The sequence below is a fragment of the Pseudomonas sp. PVC-3-1 genome, assembly GCF_057444315.1.
Genome location: NZ_CM172023.1, coordinates 2,831,000 through 2,849,676, shown reverse-complemented (window position 1 = coordinate 2,849,676; position 18,677 = coordinate 2,831,000). Strand labels below are relative to the sequence as shown.

The following is an 18,677-nucleotide window of genomic DNA, read 5'->3' as shown; positions in this document are numbered from 1 at the left end:
TCGCGGACAAAGTCCGCTCCTACGCAGGAATCATTGGGCGGCGACCTTGGCCGGAGCCGTCCACACCACGTCCTTGATGCTCAGCTTCTTGGGGATGAGCTTCAGGTCGGTGAAGGTGTCGGCGATCTTCTGCTGCGCGGCGGTGACCTGCGGGGTGATCGGCTGGGCGCCGTAGCCCTGGCGTTTCACCGCGGTGAAGGTGATGTCCGCCGGCAGGCCGAGCAGCGGTGCAACCTGGTCGGTCACCTGCTGCGGGTTCTGCTGCGACCACTCGCCCACCGAGCGCACTTCGTCGATCAGGGTGGTGATCACCTGCGGGTGGTTGTTCGCGTAGGGCCGGGTCGCCAGGTAGAACTGGTGGTTATCCACAAGGCCGGTGCCGTCCACCAGGGTGCGGGCGGAGAGCTGCTTCTCGGCGGCGGCCTGGTACGGGTCCCAGATCACCCAGGCATCCACGCTGCCGCGTTCGAAGGCGGCGCGGGCGTCGGCCGGCGGCAGGTACACGGGCTGGATATCGCTGTACTTCAGGCCGGCTTTTTCCAGAGCGCGCACCAGCAGGTAGTGCACGTTGGAGCCTTTGTTCAGGGCGACCTTCTTGCCCTTGAGCTCGGCGACGGATTTGATCGGCGAATCCTTGGGCAGCAGGATTGCTTCGCTGGTCGGCGCTGGCGGTTCGTGGGCGACGTACACCAGATCGGCGCCAGCGGCCTGGGCGAACACCGGCGGGGTTTCGCCGGTCACGCCGAAGTCGATGCTGCCGACGTTCAGGCCTTCGAGCAGCTGCGGGCCGCCGGGGAATTCGGTCCATTGCACCTTGACGCCTTGCTCGGCCAGGCGCTTCTCCAGCGTGCCACGGGCCTTGAGCAGCACCAAGGTGCCGTACTTCTGATAACCGATACGCAGGGTGCCGGGCTGTTCGTCCGCCTGCGCGTTGTAGGACAGGGCCGCGATCAGCAGGGCCGCCAGTCCACTACGCAAAGTGAGAGTCCGCATGGGAGTGATCCTTCGTCGAGTGTGATTGCCGGACCTGCGGTCCCGTTGACGGGACGGTGAGGGCCTTTTCTTGTGGGTGACGCAGTCGCCGCCTGCCGGGTTGGGGCTTGGCGCTCTCCTGCGTGGAGTTGTCTGTCAGATGCTCCAGCGGGCGTTGATCAGCCGTTCGTTGAGCAGGTTGGGGTCGATGGGTTTCGGTCGGCGCGCGAGGGCGCCGTGGAACTGTTCCAGGGATTCCAGCAGTCGGTGTTCGAGGGTCGACTCCAGGCGCGCCGGGGTATTGCCCTCGGGGTATTGCACCTGGCTCTCCTCGGCGAACACGCCGTGCAGGGTTTCCTGGGCCTTCAACGCAGCGAGGACCGGCTTGAGCGCGTAGTCCACCGCCAGCATGTGGGCGTTGCTGCCGCCGGTGGCCAGGGGCAGCACCACCTTGTGCGCCAGCGCCCGCTCCGGCAGCAGGTCGAGGATGACCTTCAGCGCTCCGGCGATGGACGCCTTGTACACCGGTGTGGAAATCACCAGGCCGTCGGCGCGCAGGATCTGCTCGATCAGCTCGACCACCCGCGGGCTGTCGAAGCGTGCATGCAGCAGGTCTTCCGCGGGAAAGTCGTGCACGGAGTAGGAGCGCACCTCGGCGCCGTGGGCGTGCAGCCAGTTCCGTGCGACGTCCAGGAGGACGCCGGAGCGGGAACGCTGGCTGGGGCTGCCGGCAAGGGTGACTACATACATCTGCACGTTTCCTTATAACGATCAGGACGATACAAATGCCGTCCTGCTAACCAATGTGCATAGACCTTAACAGGCAACCTCATATTCCAATAAATGTTATTTTTTCATTTGGTTATTCGATTTTAATTTATATGTAGAAGCGAGCTTGCTCGCGAACGCTTTCCGGGCAGCTCCGGCATCAAGCGGTTCGCGAGCAAGCTCGCTCCTACAGAACAGTGATGAGTCAGATGACGTGGGACTGGTGCAGCTCGGTCAGCGCTTCGCCGCGCAGGAAGGCCAGTTCCACGGCGCGACGGTCGCGCGGGCGCGGCAGCGGCACGGGGAATTCGCGGCGCAGGCGGCTGGGCGTACCGCCCAGCAGCAGTACGCGATCGCTGAGGTAGAAGGCCTCGTCGAGGTCATGGGTGACCAGCAGGATGCTGATGTCGTACTCCAGCGCCAGTTGCTGGATCAGGTCCTGCAGGCGGATGCGGGTGAAGGCGTCCACCGCACTGAAGGGTTCGTCCAGCAGCAGCACCTGGGGCCGCCCGTAGAGGCCACGGGCGATGGCCGCGCGCTGGGCCATACCACCGGAGAGCTGCTTGGGCAGCAGGTCGCCCTTGCCCTCCAGCCCCACGTCGCGCAGCAGGTGCTCAATGCGGTGGTCGTCTGCCAGCCAGCCATCGGCAAAGCCAATGTTCTGCGCGACGGTGAGCCAGGGCAGCAGGCGCGGCTCCTGGAACACCACGCCGACGCCACCGCCGCCACGGCCGGTATCGCCGTCCGGGCCGAAGCCCAGCAGCGGATTGCGCTCCAGCGAGCCGGCGAACTCGTCGTCCAGCCCGGCGGCGATGCGCAGCAAGGTACTTTTTCCACAACCGCTGGGGCCCAGCAGGCTGACCACTTCGCCCGGCGCCAGGTTCAGGCTGACGTCGTCCAGTACGCGCACGCCGGAGAAGCTCTTGCGGATTTCACGCAGTTCCAGCAGGGCGCTCATTGACTCTCTCCATTGCCCAGGAAGGTATCGCGCCAGGCCAGCGCGCGCTGCTCCAGCGCCTTGAGCAGGCCGTCGCTGAGCTTGCCCAGCACCGCCAGTACCAGGATGGCGGCGATGACGATATCCGGCCGCGAGGTTTCCCGGCCGTCGCTGAGCAGATAGCCCAGGCCGCGAGTGGCGGCGATCAGTTCGGCGGCGACGAGGAACATCCAGCTCAGGCTCAATGCGCCGCGCAGGCCGGTGAACAGGCTCGGCAGTGCCGCCGGCAGGAGGATGCGCCGCACCAGGGCGAAGGGTGACAGGTGATACAAGCGGCCCAGCTCCACCCATTTGCGATCGACGTTGCGCACGCCAGCCACCAGGGAGAGATAGACGGGGAAGAATGCGCCGAGGGCGATCAGCACGATTTTCGGCGTCTCATCGATGCCCAGCCAGAGCAGCAGAAGCGGCACCCAGGCGAGGCTGGGAATCGCCCGCAGCGCCTGGAAGGTCGGTTCCAGATAGGCCTCGGCACGCTGGCTGAGTCCCACCCAGGTGCCGATCAGTACGGCGGCGGCCGCACCGATGAAGAATCCGGCGGCGACCCGCGCGAGGCTCGCCGCAACATGTTTCCAGAGCTCGCCCTGGGCCAATTGCCAGAGGGTCAGCGCAACACTGCTGGGTGCCGGCATCTGGTGCTCGGCGAGCCAGCCGACACGCACTGACAGCTCCAGAGCGCCGCACAGCAGCAGCGGCACCAGCCAGGCGCGCCAGCTCAGTCGCGGCCAGCGCAGTTTCAATGCGCGACGCTGGCGGGCCAGGCGCAGGCTCTGGGTCGGCAGGCTCTGGGGTGGCATGGATTACTGCTCCGCCTTGGCGACGGCGCCAGCCTTGCCGATCACTTCGCCGGCCAGTTGCGGAGCGATCAGTTGATCGACCACGGCGGTGACGTCAGTCCCCGGACGAACCAATTGTTCATCCACCAGGATCGGCGCGGCCGCCTTCAACGCAGCGACCTGTTCGGCGCCAGGCAGCGGCTTGCTGAAATCGGTTCGGGAGAGTTGCCGCTTGGCCACTTCCAGCGGCAGCTTGGCTTCCTCGGCGAGCAGTTTCGCGGTCTCTTCCGGATGCGCCACGGCCCACTGACGCGCCTCTTCATAGGCAGCGATGACCTGCTTGATCAGCTCCGGCTGCTGCTTCTCGAACTTCTCGGTGACGCTGAGCACGCCGTAGCTGTTGAAATCGACGTTGCGGTACAGCAGGCGCGAACCAGCCTGCAGCTCGCTGGCGGCCATGTGCGGGTCAAGGCCGGCCCAGGCGTCCACCCTGCCCTGCTCCAGCGCGGCGCGGCCGTCCGGATGCTGCAGGTGGACGATTTCCACGTCGTTCTTGTCCAGACCGGCCTGCTGCAGGCTGCGCAACAGGAACAGGTACGGATCGGTGCCCTTGGTGGCGGCGATCTTCTTGCCCTTGAGGTCAGCGACAGACTTGAGCGGCGAATCCTTGGGCACCACCAGTGCAGTCCACTCCGGGCGGCTGGCGATGTAGACGGTCTTCAGCGGGCTGCCATTGGCACGGCTGAGCACCGCGGCCAATCCCGCCGTGGAGGCGAAGTCGGTGCTGCCGGCGTTGAGGTATTCCAGCGAACGGTTGCTGCCCTGGCTGAACACCCAGCGCACTTCGGTGCCCTGTGGCTTGAGGGATTTCTCCAGCCAGCCGAAGTGCTTGAGCACCAGGCTGGTGGGCGCGTAATAGGCGTAGTCCAGGCGCACCTCTTTCGGGGCGTCGGCGGCTTGGGCGGGGCTGTTGTAGGCGCCGATCGGCAGGCTCGCGAGAAGAGCGACGGCCAGGCTGCGGCGCCAGGTGGAATGACCCATGGTCGTTCTCCTTGGCGTGGGCTTGCGTCTTCTTCCCGTCTGGCGGGCAAGTCAGATCATTGAGGTGGAGCGAATAAAAAAGCGCGGCGTGGTCCGCGCATGAAGGTTAAAAAATGGGCCGGCGGACCGGCCCGATTTACCGCTCGAGGTTGAAACTTCTGCCCCGAAGCGTGTGAGCTAGAGCCAGGCAAGGCGCCAGCGGCAGTGAGAGCGGAGTGTGCTACAGCACATGAGCATCTCGCTGTCGCTGGCAACGCAGCCTGGCCGACGCGCAGCCGCTTCGGGTCACTTGTTCGGTTGCGGGGTCAGGCGCAGGTAGGGCTTGATCGCACGGTAGCCCTTGGGGAAACGCTGCTTGATCTCTTCCTCGTCCTTGAGCGAGGGCACGATCACCACGTCGTCGCCGTCCTGCCAGTTACCGGGGGTGGCGACCTTGTGGTTATCGGTGAGCTGCAGCGAGTCGATGACGCGCAGAATTTCGTTGAAGTTGCGCCCGGTGCTCGCCGGGTAGGTGATGGTCAGGCGCACCTTCTTGTTCGGATCGATGACGAACAGCGAACGCACGGTGAGCGTGTCGTTGGCGTTCGGGTGGATCAGGTCATACAGCTCGGACACCTTGCGGTCGGCGTCGGCAATGATCGGGAAGTTGACCACGGTGTTCTGGGTCTCGTTGATGTCGTCGATCCACTTCACGTGGGAGTCCACCGGGTCGACGGACAGGGCGATCACCTTCACGCCTTTGGCGGCGAACTGGTCCTTGAGCTTGGCGGTCAGGCCCAGCTCGGTGGTGCACACCGGGGTGAAGTCGGCCGGGTGGGAGAACAGAACGCCCCAGCTGTTGCCCAGCCATTCATGGAAACGGATGCGGCCTTCGCTGGATTCCTGTTCGAAGTCGGGGGCGATGTCGCCAAGTCGCAAGCTCATGGGTCTCTCCTTGTTCGTGTTGGTAACCACTATGCACAAGGTCTTTCCGCATTAAAAAGAATATATTTTGATTTTCTTATAACCAAAATAATCAATCTTTCCTCGACCCTGCGCGGCGGCGACCGCCGCCGGACACTGAGCATAGACAAGGGAACGTGACGGCCGGGCGGCCGAGTGTTTCACCGCTGAGACGATTGCCTGCCGTTCGTCGCCATTCCTTCGCAGCCCAGGCACGGCGGGGGTTTGCGGCATACACTCGATTCAATTAATCCTTTTGTATGGGAGGTCAGCGTATGTTGGAGCAACGTGTCGGCGACAATCAGGCGGCCACCCATTACCGCAGCGATCGGATCAGTGCGGTCAATGGCCAGTACTTCTTCTCTACCCGCGAGGGGACGCTCGAAGGCCCCTACTTCACCCGCTTCGATGCCGAGCGCGAGGTGATGCTGTACATCACCCGCATGCAGCAGGCATCCAACCTGTTTGCCCGCGTCGGACGCTGAGCCCCACGGGGTGATACGCAGAAACCCCGGCCTGCTGGCCGGGGTTTTGTTTTTGTGTCTCCAGGACCTCGCGATTGCGGCGCGGTGAACTCACCTCCGCCATCGGTAGCAAGCTCGCTCCTGCAAAGAGCCGGGTGGCGGGCAACCGCAATGAAAAAGCCCCTGGCGTTTCCGCCAGGGGCTTTCCCAGGCACCGGCCGCTTGCGTGGAGCGACCAGCGCGACTCGGGTGAGGGTTGCGCCCTCGCCCGCCGTGCTCAGCGAACGGCTTCGAACAGGCCGGTCGCGCCCATGCCGCCGCCCACACACATGGTGACGATGCCGTAGCGCAGGTTGCGCCGCTGCAGTTCGCGCACCAGGTGGCCGACCTGGCGCGAGCCGGTCATGCCGAAGGGGTGGCCGATGGAGATGGAGCCGCCGTTGACGTTGTACTTCTCGTTGTCGATGCCCAGACGGTCACGGGCGTACAGGCACTGGGAAGCGAAGGCTTCGTTGAGCTCCCAGAGGTCGATGTCGGCGACCTGCAGGCCCTTGGCCTTGAGCAGCTTGGGTACCGAGAACACCGGGCCGATGCCCATCTCGTCCGGCTCGCAGCCGGCGACGGTGAAGCCGCGGAAGAAGGCCTTAGGCTTGAGACCCAGCTCCAGAGCCTTGTCCAGGCTCATGATCAGGGTCATCGAGGCGCCGTCGGAGAGCTGCGAGGCGTTGCCGGCGGTGACCGAACCGTCTTCGGCGAACACCGGCTTGAGGGAGTTGAGGCCTTCAAGGGTGGTTTCCGGGCGGTTGCAGTCGTCGCGGTCGACCACGCCGTCGAGGACTTTCTTCTCGCCGGTGGCCTTGTCTTCCACCAGGTACTTCACGCTCATCGGCACGATTTCATCGTCGAACAGACCTTCGGCCTGGGCGCGCGCGGTGCGCTGCTGGCTCTGCAGGGAATACAGGTCCTGCTGCTCGCGGGTGACGTTGTAGCGGCGGGCGACGATCTCGGCGGTCTGGCCCATGGGGTAGTAGATGCCGGGGAACTCGTCCTTCAGACGCGGGTTCACGAAATTGTCGAGGTTCTGCTTGCCCATGGTCAGGGTGATGGACTCGACGCCGCCGGCCACCAGGATGTCGCTGCAGCCCGAAGCCACCTGGTTGGCAGCGATGGCGATGGCCTGCAGGCCCGAGGAGCAGTAGCGGTTCAGGGTCATGCCGGCAACGTGGGTGCCCAGGCGCGACAGCACCGCTGCGTTACGGCCGATATTGTGGCCCTGGGCGCCTTCGTTGGAGCCGGCGCCGACCACGCAGTCGTCCACCAGCAGCGGATCGAGGTTGTTGCGCGCCAGCAGCGCGTCGATGCATTGGGCGACCATGTCGTCCGGACGGGTCATGTTGAATTTGCCACGGAAGGACTTGGCCAGGCCGGTACGGACGCTGTCGACGATCACCACTTCGCGCATGGGAAACCTCGTTGCTTGTTGTTGGACTGAGGGAAGGTGTGGTCCGAGCATAAGCGGCGCTGAGGACGCACCGCGACGATCATTCACCAGCCGTATAGCCCTGCCCCCATCCTCGTTGTGCGCAGGGAAAACGAAACCGCCGCCCAGAGGCGGCGGTTTCGACTGGTTTCACACAGGGTCAGACAGTGTCGGTCTTGATCGCGTGGTCCCCCAGCAGGCCGTTGAGCACGGTCTGGGTATCCCCCGCCGAGAGCACGCCATTGCCGGCATGGCCTGCGTACTTGGCGGCGAGGTCGACGTTGGCCAGGTCGACGGTCTGGGTAACGGCCCCACCGCTGGTGGGGCTGGCGCCGATGGTGGTGGTGCCAGCGTTGACCGAGAAGGTCAGGTAGTGCGCCAGCGACGAAGCCGTGGCGGCTTCCCCTTGCAGCAGGTCGGCGAAGTTCAGCACGTCGTGCTCGGCGATGTTGAAGTCCTTGATCACATCGTGGCCGGTATCGCCGGACTTCCAGATGAACTCATCCGCACCGGTGCCGCCGTACATGATGTCGTCGCCGGGCCCGCCGATCAGCTTGTCGTTGCCGCCCTGGCCAAACATCAGGTCATTGCCGGCGCCGCCTTCGAGGATGTCGTCGCCACCGCGGGTGTCACCGGCGACGTTGAGCTGATCCGCGTGCTGGATGATGTAGTTGCTGATCGTGGCCGCCGTCGGCGCGGTGCCGTTGGTGGCGGTCAGATAATCCACCAGCGCCTGGAAGCCCTGGCCGTTGTGCGTGCCGGCAGCATGCCCGGCCCAGGCCAGTTGGTCGGTGTTGATGACATCACCGAACATGATGTCGTTGCCCGCGCCGCCGACCAGGTGGTCGTTGCCCACGGTCACCGGTGTGCTGGTGCTGAAGCCTTCCTGCAGCGCCGCCTGCAACTGCTCGGCGGTATTGATGATCTGCGGCTGGCCGACGGTATTGGTGATGGTCTGGTTGTCGACTGTCACCGACCCGGTCCCGGTGGTATCGGTGTTGTCGAAGAACTTCAGGTAGTTGCTGTTGATGCCGTTGCCGATTCCGATGGCATTGACGTCCACCGCGTTGGCTCCGCTGAGCGCGCCCACGCCATGCAGCATGTCATTCCCGGAGGTCAGCGCGACGTTGATGTCGTTGTAGTTGGTGGTGTCCCCGCTGCCGTTGTAGCCGTTCCACACGGTGGGGTTGCCGTCGGTGAGGAAGAACGCCAGGTTGACGTAGCCGTGGGCCGCATCGGCGTGGTTGGTGCTGACCTGGGTGTTGAACCAGGTCGAAGCCTTCTGCATGGCATCGTCGTAGTTGGTCGCTCCCCCCGCGCTGAGCGCGTTGATCGCCGCGATCAGCAGCGTCACGTTGGCCGCGGTGAGCCCGTTGTAGCTGACGCTCTTGGCATTGTCGGCGAAGGACACCAGGTTGACGTTGATGACCCCGTCATGCCCCTTGATGGTGTTCACCAGGTTGATTAGCGCGTTCTTCGCCAGGGTCATGCGATCCTGGCCCACGGTGCCCGACCCGTCGGCCATGCTGCCGGATGTATCGACGATCAGCGAGATGTTGTAGTTCTTGCCCGGCTGGGTATAGACCGACACGCCGCCTGGGTCGCCGATCAGCACGTCGCTGCCGGCGCCGCCGCTGATGGTACCGGCCTTGTCCGCATCCTGCGGGTTGGGCAGGGTGTGCTGGGTGCTGGAGCCATCAATGTCGCTGCTGTTGCTGCCGACAACCAGCAGCGGCTGAGGAGCGCTCAGGTCCACGCACAGGTTCAGCCCGGTGCTGTCGCCATCGCCGTCGGTAATGCCGACGTGGAAGTTGAGGTCGATATTCTCCGGCAGGACTGACTGTCCGGCGGAGACGGTGACCAGGCGGTAGTCGCCGCTGTTGCTGCTCAACACCACGGAGTTGAAGCCGCCTTCCTGGAGCTGGAAGGCCGAGCCCGTGGTGAAGTGGCCATCGGTGAGCAAGTTGAAGGACACCGAGCTGTTCTCGCCATAGCCTGCCGGCGGCGAGAAGGTCCCGGTCGCCAGCACTACCCCGCCGTCACCGAGCACCTTCCAGCTCAGCACATCGCTGGTGGAGAGTTTCTGCACGTCGAAGCTGACGTCGTAGATCTTCTCGCTGAAGGCGATGTTGAGGTTCTCACCGGGGGTGATGAGGTTGTTGCCGCCCACGCCCATGCCATTGTCGGAGGGGTTCACGTTGCCGTTGGGGCTGGTGAAGACCACCGAAAGACCATCCGAGGACAGGGTGACGGAAGGCCGCGGGCCACCGGCGGAAACCTGTGTCAGGTCGTATTCCACCTGGGTGATCGGCCGCGAGTTGAGTACCTCGAAACTGTAGGTACCGTCGGCATTGACCTTGAGGGCGAAGAAGGCCTCGTTGTTGCCGTCATAGGCGATCAGTTGCGACCCGCCACCGGCCAATTGGGTAACCACGTAGGTCAGGCCGTCCGGCGCGGTGTTGCCGCTGAGGTCGAAGGCGCCGCGGCCATCACCGCCGAAGCTCACGTCGAGCGTGCCATTGAGCACGAAGCCGGGGACCTCGGAAACGTCCTGGCACGGTGGTTCGCTGTGTACCACCGGCAGGTCGTCCTGCACGTTGATCACCAGCGAGCCCGAGCCCAGGCTGACCGGGTCGCCATCGCCGTCGGTGGCCTTGATCACGCCGCCGAGGTTGAGCGCCAGCTGCTCCGCATCACTGCCGTTGTGCAGCGGATGATCCAGCGGGCCGACGAGTTTGAACTCATAGTTGCCCGCTGCATCCACCGACAGGGTGAAGATGGTCTTGGCGCCGGCCATGGCGGTCAGCAGGTTGCCAACCACACTGTAGGCCAGTGCCACGCCACCAGAGGTCAGGTGCTGCGAGGTCAGCGAGGAGTAGTCGCCGGTCAGCGAGAAGGCGCCGGGGCCGTCCGCACCGAAGTTCACCAGGCTGGCAAGCGAACCCTTGGCTGTCGTGGTGTCGCTGGCGCCATCGGGGTTGCCACCGGGCAGCGCATCCTCCATCACCTGGCCGCTCACGTTGCCACCGGCGATGAGCGCGGGGCCGTCGTCCTTGAAGACTAGCTTGCCGCCCAGGTCGACGCTCGCGGATTGCTGGTCGCCATCGCCGTCGGTGATGGTCGCCACCAGGGATATCTTGCTGCCCAGCAGGCTCACCGAGTCGTTGGGGTTGCTGGCGTCAGCGTGCTTGAACGCCAGTTTCTGATCGAGCGTCAGGTCACCGGTGGTGCTGTTGAGAGTCAGGCTGAAGGCGACCGCACCGCCGGTGTTGCCCACACGGCCCTCGACCACCGTATCGCTGACCTTGACCAGCACGATGCTCTGCCCGCTGGTGGTCTGCAGACCGCTCGCCGTGCCGTCGGTCGCCGACAGGCTGTAGCTGACGGTGCCGCCGTCGGCACCACCGTTGGAGGTGAAGGCGCCGCTGAAGTTGGCGGTGGCGTCAGTGGTCAGCACGGTTTCGTCCACCGTGAGGACCGGCGCCTGGCCGGCGTTGGCGGTGATGCTCGGGCCGTCATCCTTGAAGGTCAGCCGGCCGCCGAGGTCGAGGCTGGCGGAGAGCGAGTCGCCGTCGGCATCGGTGATAGTGGCGACCAGGTTGATCTTGTTGCTCAGCAGACTGACCGAATCATCGGGGTTGCTGGCGTTCGGGTGCTGCAGCGCCATTTGCTGGTCGAGGGTGACCACGCCACCGGCAATGGTGACCTTGAAGGCGACAGCGCCCTGGTCTCCGCCGACGCGGCCGACGACATTGCCGCCTTCGTTGAACAGTTGGATGGTCTGGCCATCGGTGGTCTTCAGGCCGCTGTCCATGCCGTTTGAAACAGCGCTGAGCTGGTAGGTCAGGCTGCCGGCGCCGTCGGCGCCGAAGCTGCTGGTGAACTGCCCGGAGAAGTCCGCGCTGGCATTGCTGGCCAGGTTGGTTTCGTCCACCGTCAGTGCCGGCGCTCCCTGGCTGTTGGCGCTGATGCTCGGGCCGTCATCCTTGAAGGTGAGGCGGTCGCCGAGGTCGAGCTGGGCGCGGCTGGAGTCACCATCGCCGTCGGTGATGGTGGCGACCAGGTTGATCTTGCCGCCGGCGATGCTCACCGAATCATTGGGGTTGCTGGCGTCCGAATGCTTGAGCGCCATCTGCTGGTCGAGGGTCACCACACCGTCGGCCACCGTCACCTTGAAGGCGATGGCGCCGGCCGGGCCGCCTACGCGACCGACTACGCTGGCGCCTTCGTTGAACAGCAGGATGGTCTGGCCCTGGCTGGTCTGCAGGCCACTGTCACTGCCGTTGGCGACGGCTTCGACCTTGTAGGTCAGCGAGCCCTGGCCGTCCGCACCGTAGTTGCCGTTGAACTGGCCGGAGAAGTCCGCGCTGGCATTGTTGGCCAGGTTGGTCTCGTCCACCACCAGGCTGGGAGCGCCCTGGGTATTCGCGGTGATGGTCGGGGCATCGTCGTAGAACACCATCTTGGTGCCGAGGTCGACGTGGGCCGAAGCCTTGTCGCCGTCGCCATCGGTGATGGTGGCGGTGAGGGTGATCTTGCCGTCGGGCAGGCGCAGCGCCTCATCCGGGTTGGTCGCATCCGGGTGCTTGAGCGCCAGGCGCTGGTCGAGTATGAGCGCGCCCTGGTCCTCGCTGACCACGAAGGCGATAGCGCCGGTGCCGGCGACCTTGCCGACCACGGTGCCATCCACGTTGTACAGCAGGATGGACTCACCCTTGGTGGTTTGCACTCCACTATCGGTCCCGTCGACCGTGGTCACCTTGTAGGTGATGGATCCTGCGCCGTCAGCACCGAAGTTCGGAGTGAACAGCTGGGACACCAGGCTGACTTCGACGCGGGCGTTGTTCGACAGGTCGGACTCGTCCACCTCCAGGCTGATGTCGGCGTCCAGGCACGGAACGATACTCGGGCCATCGTCGAGGAAGGTCAGCTTGCTGCCCAGGTCGATGTGTGCGCTGGCGCTGTCGCCGTCCTTGTCGGTGATGGTCGCGGTGAGGGTGACCTGGCCGCTGAGGCTCAGGGAATCATCGGGGTTGCTGGTGTCCGAATGCACCAGGGCGCGCAGCTGCTCCAGGGTGACCTTGCCATCGCCATCGACGTAGACGCGGAAGGCGACGGTGTCGGTGCCCTGCAGGCGACCTTCGATGCCGTTGTCGGTGTTGTAGAGGTAGACCTTCTCACCGCTCTGGGTATCTTTCAGCCCGGAGTCGGTGTTGTCGGCTCCGGCCAGCTTGTAGGTGATCGTACCGGCGCCGTCCGCACCGAAGTGGGTGGTGAACAGGTCGGCCACCGAAGCGCTGCTGGTGTCCGGCACGCCGAGGTGTGTTTCGTCCACGGTCAGCTTGATATCCGCGTCGTCGCACGGCGTGATGCTCGGGCCGTCATCGAGGAAGTTCAGCTTGCCGCTCAGGTCGATGTGGGCCTGGGCGCTGTCGCCGTCCTTGTCGGTGATGGTGGCCGTAAGGGTCACGCTGTCCGGGGCGAGGCTGACGCCTTCATTGGCCTGGGTGGCATCCGGATGCACGACGGCGCGCACCTGATCGAGGGTGATCTTGCCGTCCTGGCCCAGGGTCACGCGGAAGGCGACGGTGCCGTCTTCACCCCCTACGCGACCTTCCACACCGGTGGCAGTGTTGAACAGGAAGATCTTGCTGCCGGTGGCAGTGTCCTTCAGGCCGCTGTCGGTGTTGTCGTTGGTCTCGACCTTGTAGGTGATCCCGCCCGCACCATCGTTGCCGAAGTGGGCGGTGAACAGGTCGGAGACCGTGACCGAACTGGTGGCATCCACGTTCAGGTGGGTCTCATCCACCGTCAGCTTGATGTCCACGTCCTCGCACGGCGCGATGCTCGGGCCGTCGTCGAGGAAGGTCAGCTTGCTGCCCAGGTCGATGTGCGCCGAGGAGCTGTCGCCGTCCTTGTCGGTGATGGTGGCGGTCAGGGTCAGGGTGTTCTGGTCGAGGCTGACACCTTCGTTGTTATCACCCGGATTCGGATGCACGACAGCGCGCACTTGGTCGAGGGTGATCTTGCCGTCCTGGCCCAGGGTCACGCGGAAGGCGACCGCGCCGTTCTCGCCACCGACCCGGCCTTCCACACCGCTGGCGGTGTTGAACAGGAAGATATGGTCACCGGTGGCCGTGTCTTTCAGGCCGCTATCGGTCTTGTCTTCGGTCTCGATCCTGTAGGTGATCTGCCCCGGACCATCGGCGCCAAAGTGCGCAGTGAACAAGTCGGAGACACTGGCCGTGCTGGTGGCATCCAGATTCAGGTTGGTTTCATCCACCGTCAGCTGGATGTCGTGCCCCGTGTTTGGCGTGATGCTCGGACCATCGTCGAGGAAGCTCAGCTTGCCGCCCAGGTCGATCGAGGTGGTCGCGCTGTCGCCGTCCTTGTCGGTGATGGTCGCGCTGAGGGCGATCTTGCCGGCCAGGCTCAGCGAGTCATTGGGATCACTGGTATCGGTATGCACCAGCGCGCGCAGCTGCTCCAGGGTGACCTTGCCATCCTGGCCGATGGTCACGCGGAACGCGGTTTCGCCGCTGATTTCCAGGCGCCCTTCGACGCCATTGGCGGTGTTGAAGAGGAACACCCGCTGACCGCTGGAGGTGTCGGTCAGGCCGCTGTCGGAGTTGTTCGCGGCTTCAAGCTTGTAGGTGATCGAGCCCTCGCCGTCGGCGCCGAACTGGCCGCTGAACAGGTCGGCCACGGAGCCGGTGCTGGTCGCCGGCTGGCCGAGGGTGGTTTCGTCCACGCTCAGGTGCAGGTCGCCGCCTTCGATGGGCGCGATGCGCGGGCCGTCATCGAGGAAGGTGAGCTTGCTGCCCAGGTCCAGACCGGCGCTCTGGTGATCGCCGTCGGCGTCGGTCACGGTGGCGGTCAGGCTGATCTTGCCTTCGCCAAGACTCAGCGGTTCGTTGTTGCTGGTGTCGTCCGGATGCACCAGTGCGCGGACCTGGTCGAGGGTGATCTTGCCGTCCTGGCCGAGGGTCACGCGGAACGCGACCTCACCGTTCACGCCGCCCACGCGGCCTTCCACACCGGTGGCGGTGTTGAACAGGAAGATCGAGTTGCCGGTGGCGGTGTCCTTCAGACCACTGTCGGTGTTGTCCTGGGTTTCGATCTTGTAGCTGATCGAACCCTCACCGTCAGCGCCGAACTGGGCATTGAACAGATCGGCCACCGAGCCGTTGCTGGTAGCGTTCTGGCTGAGGTCGGACTCGTCCACCGTCAGGTGCAGGCCCTCGCTGCTGCCGACGGAAATGCTCGGGCCGTCGTCGAGGAAGGTGAGCTTGCTGCCCAGATCGAGACCGGCGCTCTGATGGTCGCCGTCAGCGTCGGTCACGGTGGCGGTCAGGCTGATCTTGCCCTCGGCCAGGCTCAGCGGTTCGTTGGCATCGGTGTTGTCCGGATGAACCAGCGCGCGGACCTGGTCGAGGGTGATCTTGCCGTCCTGGCCCAGGCTCACGCGAAACGCGACTTCGCCGTTCACGCCGCCCACGCGGCCTTCCACGCCATTGGCGGTGTTGAACAGGAAAATCGAGTTGCCGGTGGCGGTGTCCTTCAGGCCGCTGTCGGTGTTGTCCTGGGTCTGAATCTTGTAGGTGATCGAGCCGGCGCCGTCAGCGCCGAACTGGGCGTTGAACAGGTCGCTGGCAGACACGCTGCTGGTGGCGTCCTGGCTGAGGTTGGACTCGTCCACCGTCAGGTGCAGGCCTTCGGTGTTGCCCACGGCAATGCTCGGGCCGTCATCAGTGAAGCTGACGCGGCCGCCCAGGTCGATGGAGCTGCTGGAAGAGACGCTGTCGCCATCGCGATCGGTTACCGTGAGATTGCCCTGCAGTTGCACCAGGCCGGAATCGAGCACGGAGTTCTGGCTGGCGTAGTTGCCCTCGCTGCCTGGCAGCGCGTGGTCGACGGCACTGAACTGGGTCAGGGTGACAACGCCGGTGCTGCCGTTCACCGACAGGCTGAAGATGGTGTTCTCGCCGGTGATGCCGGCGGCGCTGGCGGAAGTGGAAGCGACGATGGCGCCGCCCACGCTGTACAGGTAGATAGTCGCCCCGCCGCTGGTAAGACCCGAGTCAGCGCCGTTGCCGCCGACCAGGTTCAGGCTGTAGCTCAGCTGGGTGCTGCCAGCGCCGTCGCCACCGTAGTTGGCGGTCACCTGGAAGGCCGAGCTGTAGTCGGCAGTGGACGTGTCGAAGGCCGCGCCCGCGGTGTTGGCGTCGTGGGTCTGCAGCAGCACGTCCACGCCGCTGTTGGCGGACAGGCTGGCCTGCGGCGCATCGTCGACGATGCCCACGGTCAGGGAACCGTTGGCCGAAGTGCCATTGCCGTCGGTGATGGTGTAGGGAATATCGAAATTCAGGCTGTCTTCGGAGCCCTTCACCGGATGGTCCACCGGCTGCAGCAGGGTGACTTCGAAGGCGCCGGTGTTGATATCGGTGAGGGTCACGGTGAAGACCGGCGTGCCATTGGCGCTACCGGTGAGCACATGGCCGTCAGGGCTGACGCTGTAGGTGATGGCGACACCTCCAGAGGTCAGGCTGGGCAGCCCCGCAGTCCCCCAGGAGAAACTGCCGACGCCATCGGGGCCGAAGTTGTAGCCCAGGCTGCCGGTGATGGTTGCTCCTTCTCCTGCGCCATCGGGCAGGCCACCAGGCAGGCCAGCCTCGAACACATTGGCGGTGCCAGGGCCGCTGGGGCCGGCGGTCGGCTGGCCATCCGGCGGAACCACGGGCGGTTCAGCCTCGGGGCGTACATCCGGGGTGCCGTCGAACTCACGCAGGGGCAGCGGCCCGGAGCCGATCGGCCCGGTAGGGAAGCCAATGGTGGGATCGATATGCCCGCCGACCTCGGTCAGCAGGACGAAGGAGTGCCCGCCACCGGGTTTGCCGTTGGCGGCGCCAGCGGCACTCGGGCCAGCGGCGGTGGCTTCGGCGGCCTGGGTCGGGTCGACGCCCGCGGCGATGGCAGCCTGCAGGGCCTTGACGTCAGTGACGTCCTGCTTGGTCGGTGTGGCCGGCTGCTGCTGGGCAACCGCCTGGTCACCCTGCTCCGCCTGGTGCGCGGCGGAAAGCATCTGCGAGGTCAGCGGCAGTGAGCTGTCACGCCCCAGCGTGATCTCGCCTCCTCCTGCAACCTTCAGCGCTACCGCGCCATTGGCGCCGGTGACCAGCTGCTCACCGACAAAAACCTTGTCTCCCTGTTCCAAAGGACGACGCGATCCATCGGCGGCTACCGCAAACACTTCGCCGATTACCTTGCTGACGACACCCATCAAAGTAGCCATGAGTCCTTCCTCCGCTGCACATCCCGCGGCCGGTTCCACCGACGCACGATTGACCGAAACAGGCCATGGCACGCTTGTATCGGGATGCTGCGAAGAAAGTTGCGAAGGGGGCAAAAAGGACTGCTAGCGTTTTTGCATCAAAAAGCCAGCGACAATTTTCTGTCATGCTGGCCACGCGTTTTCTTGTCCTTCTGCGGTGGTCCCCGCCCTAACTGCTACAAACCGTACCTGGCTTCTTCTGCAAGCGCCTTATCCGGCCCATACCCAGGAAACACGAGGGCTTGCACGTTCAAACAATGTGCTGCTTTTCACAGGGCTCATAAGATTTTTTCCGAATAACCCTTGTGAAAAATTCTTCTGAGCTTTTCGAAAAGTTGTTCTTAGCTCTGATGTTACAGGCGTGAAACGCTTGATAAGAGAAAAAAGCCAATAAATTGGCGATCAAAGAGCATCGAAGTACAAGAACACCAGGAGCAAAGCCATGCGCAGTCGTAACGCGGCACTATGGAGCGGTGTATTTTTGGCGGTGTCAGGGGCCCATGGGCAGGCAATGACCCTGACTGAAGCTATACAAAGCACGCTGCAGTACCACCCGGAAATCAGTCAGAGCGTAAACAGCCGCCTGACTGCGGATGAAGAACTCAAGTTTGCAAGGGGAGGCTATCTGCCAACCGTCGACCTCGTGGCCGGTTACGGCCGGGAGAACACCGACAGCCCGACCACGCGAGCGGCGGGTAACCACAACGATGAAACCCTGACCCGTGGTGATGCGGAGATCCGTCTGCGGCAGATGCTGTTCGACGGCTTCGGCACCCCCAACGAGGTCAAGCGCAACGAATCCAACGTCAACTCCAAGGCATTCCGTATCCTCGGTACTTCGGAAACCGCCGCCCTGCGCACCGTCGAGGTCTACCTCGATGTGCTCAAGCGCCGCGAGATGGTGACGCTGGCCAAGAACAACCTGCAGGCCCACGAGCGCATCGGCGACCAGATCCGTCTGCGCAGTGAGCGCGGTGTCGGCAGCACCGCCGACAACGACCAGGCGATCGCCCGTCTGGCCCTGGCGCAGAACAACCTCTACACCGAGGAAGTGAACCTGGCCGATGCCGAGGCCAGCTTCTATAGCGCAACCGGGCGCATGCCGGACCAACTGGAGGCGCCCTCCACGGTCAAGGCCGAAGTACCGCCGGACCTGCTGGTCGCCCGGCAGAACATGCTCAGCGACAATCCGCTGCTGAAATCGGCGCAGGCCGACGTCAACGCCGCCGAAGCCCAGTATGAGGCTGCCAAGGCGCCCTTCTACCCGCGCTTCGACGCCGAGCTGGCCAAGGCGGCCAACAACAACGTCGATGGCGACGAAGGCCACTACAACAGCTGGGAAGCCCAGGTAGTGATGCGCTACAACCTGTTCAACGGGATGCGCGACAAGGCCCACCTCAACGCCACCTCGCACCAGATCAACGAGGCCCAGGACATCCGCAACAACGCGCTGCGGCTGCTCAACGAAAACCTCTCGCTGGCCTGGGACGCGATGGAAAACGCCAAGAAGCAGACCCAGCCGGCCCGCGAATACGCCGACTACACCCGCAAGGTGCGTGAGGCGTACCAGCAGCAGTTCACCCTCGGCCAGCGCACCCTGCTCGACCTGCTGGACAGCGAGAACGAACTGTTCACCGCCAACCGTCGCTACACCGAAGTGCGCTACACCGAGGAATACTCGATGTACCGCGTGCTGGGCAGCATGGGTTACCTGCTGAAATCGCAGCATGTGGTGGCGCCGCACGAAGCCGTGGCGCTGTCGGATGTGAAGAACGAGGCACGCCTGCCTGACCTGAAATAAGAAAGTCGCTCGCCTCCGTCATTCAGCCCCGCGCCGCCCGGTGTCGGGGCGACGGCCGTGAAGCGATACGACAGGGCACGGAAAACCCGACGACCGGCGTGGCCC

General features: G+C 64.5%; 10 protein-coding genes. 2 read left to right on the top strand and 8 right to left on the bottom strand.

The annotated features are described in order from the left end of the window. Positions 1-30: 30 nt before the first annotated feature. From AC2T4A_RS13370 to AC2T4A_RS13345, 6 genes are all read right to left on the bottom strand, one after another. Positions 31-993, bottom strand: coding sequence for a sulfonate ABC transporter substrate-binding protein (locus AC2T4A_RS13370; RefSeq protein ID WP_416745208.1), 963 nt, complete (start codon positions 991-993; stop codon positions 31-33). A gap of 135 nt (positions 994-1,128) precedes the next feature. Continuing rightward, positions 1,129-1,722, bottom strand: a complete 594-nt coding sequence (gene ssuE / locus AC2T4A_RS13365; protein WP_416745209.1) for an NADPH-dependent FMN reductase — start codon at positions 1,720-1,722, stop codon at positions 1,129-1,131. Positions 1,723-1,945: 223 nt separating this feature from the next. Next, positions 1,946-2,698, bottom strand: a complete 753-nt coding sequence (locus tag AC2T4A_RS13360) for an ABC transporter ATP-binding protein (RefSeq protein ID WP_416745210.1) — start codon at positions 2,696-2,698, stop codon at positions 1,946-1,948. Then, positions 2,695-3,519, bottom strand: a complete 825-nt coding sequence (locus tag AC2T4A_RS13355; RefSeq protein ID WP_416745644.1) for an ABC transporter permease — start codon at positions 3,517-3,519, stop codon at positions 2,695-2,697. Before AC2T4A_RS13355 ends, AC2T4A_RS13360 begins: the two co-directional genes overlap by 4 nt. A gap of 18 nt (positions 3,520-3,537) precedes the next feature. Next, on the bottom strand, positions 3,538-4,554 hold the full coding sequence (locus AC2T4A_RS13350) for an aliphatic sulfonate ABC transporter substrate-binding protein (protein WP_486743481.1): 1,017 nt from the start codon (positions 4,552-4,554) through the stop codon (positions 3,538-3,540). Between the two features lie 285 nt (positions 4,555-4,839). Further along, a complete protein-coding gene (locus AC2T4A_RS13345) occupies positions 4,840-5,478 on the bottom strand; it encodes a peroxiredoxin (protein WP_184589427.1) in 639 nt (212 codons plus the stop codon). Between the two features lie 293 nt (positions 5,479-5,771). On the opposite strand from AC2T4A_RS13345, the gene AC2T4A_RS13340 reads away from it, so the two are divergent. Further along, complete coding sequence (locus AC2T4A_RS13340) at positions 5,772-5,981, top strand: DUF6316 family protein (RefSeq protein ID WP_486743480.1); 210 nt, start codon at positions 5,772-5,774, stop codon at positions 5,979-5,981. Positions 5,982-6,237: 256 nt separating this feature from the next. Here the strand turns inward: AC2T4A_RS13340 and AC2T4A_RS13335 are convergent, their stop codons facing one another. Together AC2T4A_RS13335 and AC2T4A_RS13330 are read right to left on the bottom strand one after the other, a co-directional pair. Then, a complete protein-coding gene (locus tag AC2T4A_RS13335) occupies positions 6,238-7,422 on the bottom strand; it encodes a thiolase family protein (protein WP_486743479.1) in 1,185 nt (394 codons plus the stop codon). A gap of 178 nt (positions 7,423-7,600) precedes the next feature. Then, the gene (locus tag AC2T4A_RS13330) at positions 7,601-16,732 is read right to left on the bottom strand and encodes a retention module-containing protein (protein ID WP_486743478.1); all 9,132 of its coding nucleotides are present in this window, start codon (positions 16,730-16,732) and stop codon (positions 7,601-7,603) included. A 550-nt stretch (positions 16,733-17,282) separates the two neighbouring features. On the opposite strand from AC2T4A_RS13330, the gene AC2T4A_RS13325 reads away from it, so the two are divergent. Then, positions 17,283-18,572, top strand: coding sequence for a TolC family outer membrane protein (locus AC2T4A_RS13325; RefSeq protein WP_486743477.1), 1,290 nt, complete (start codon positions 17,283-17,285; stop codon positions 18,570-18,572). Positions 18,573-18,677: the final 105 nt, after the last annotated feature.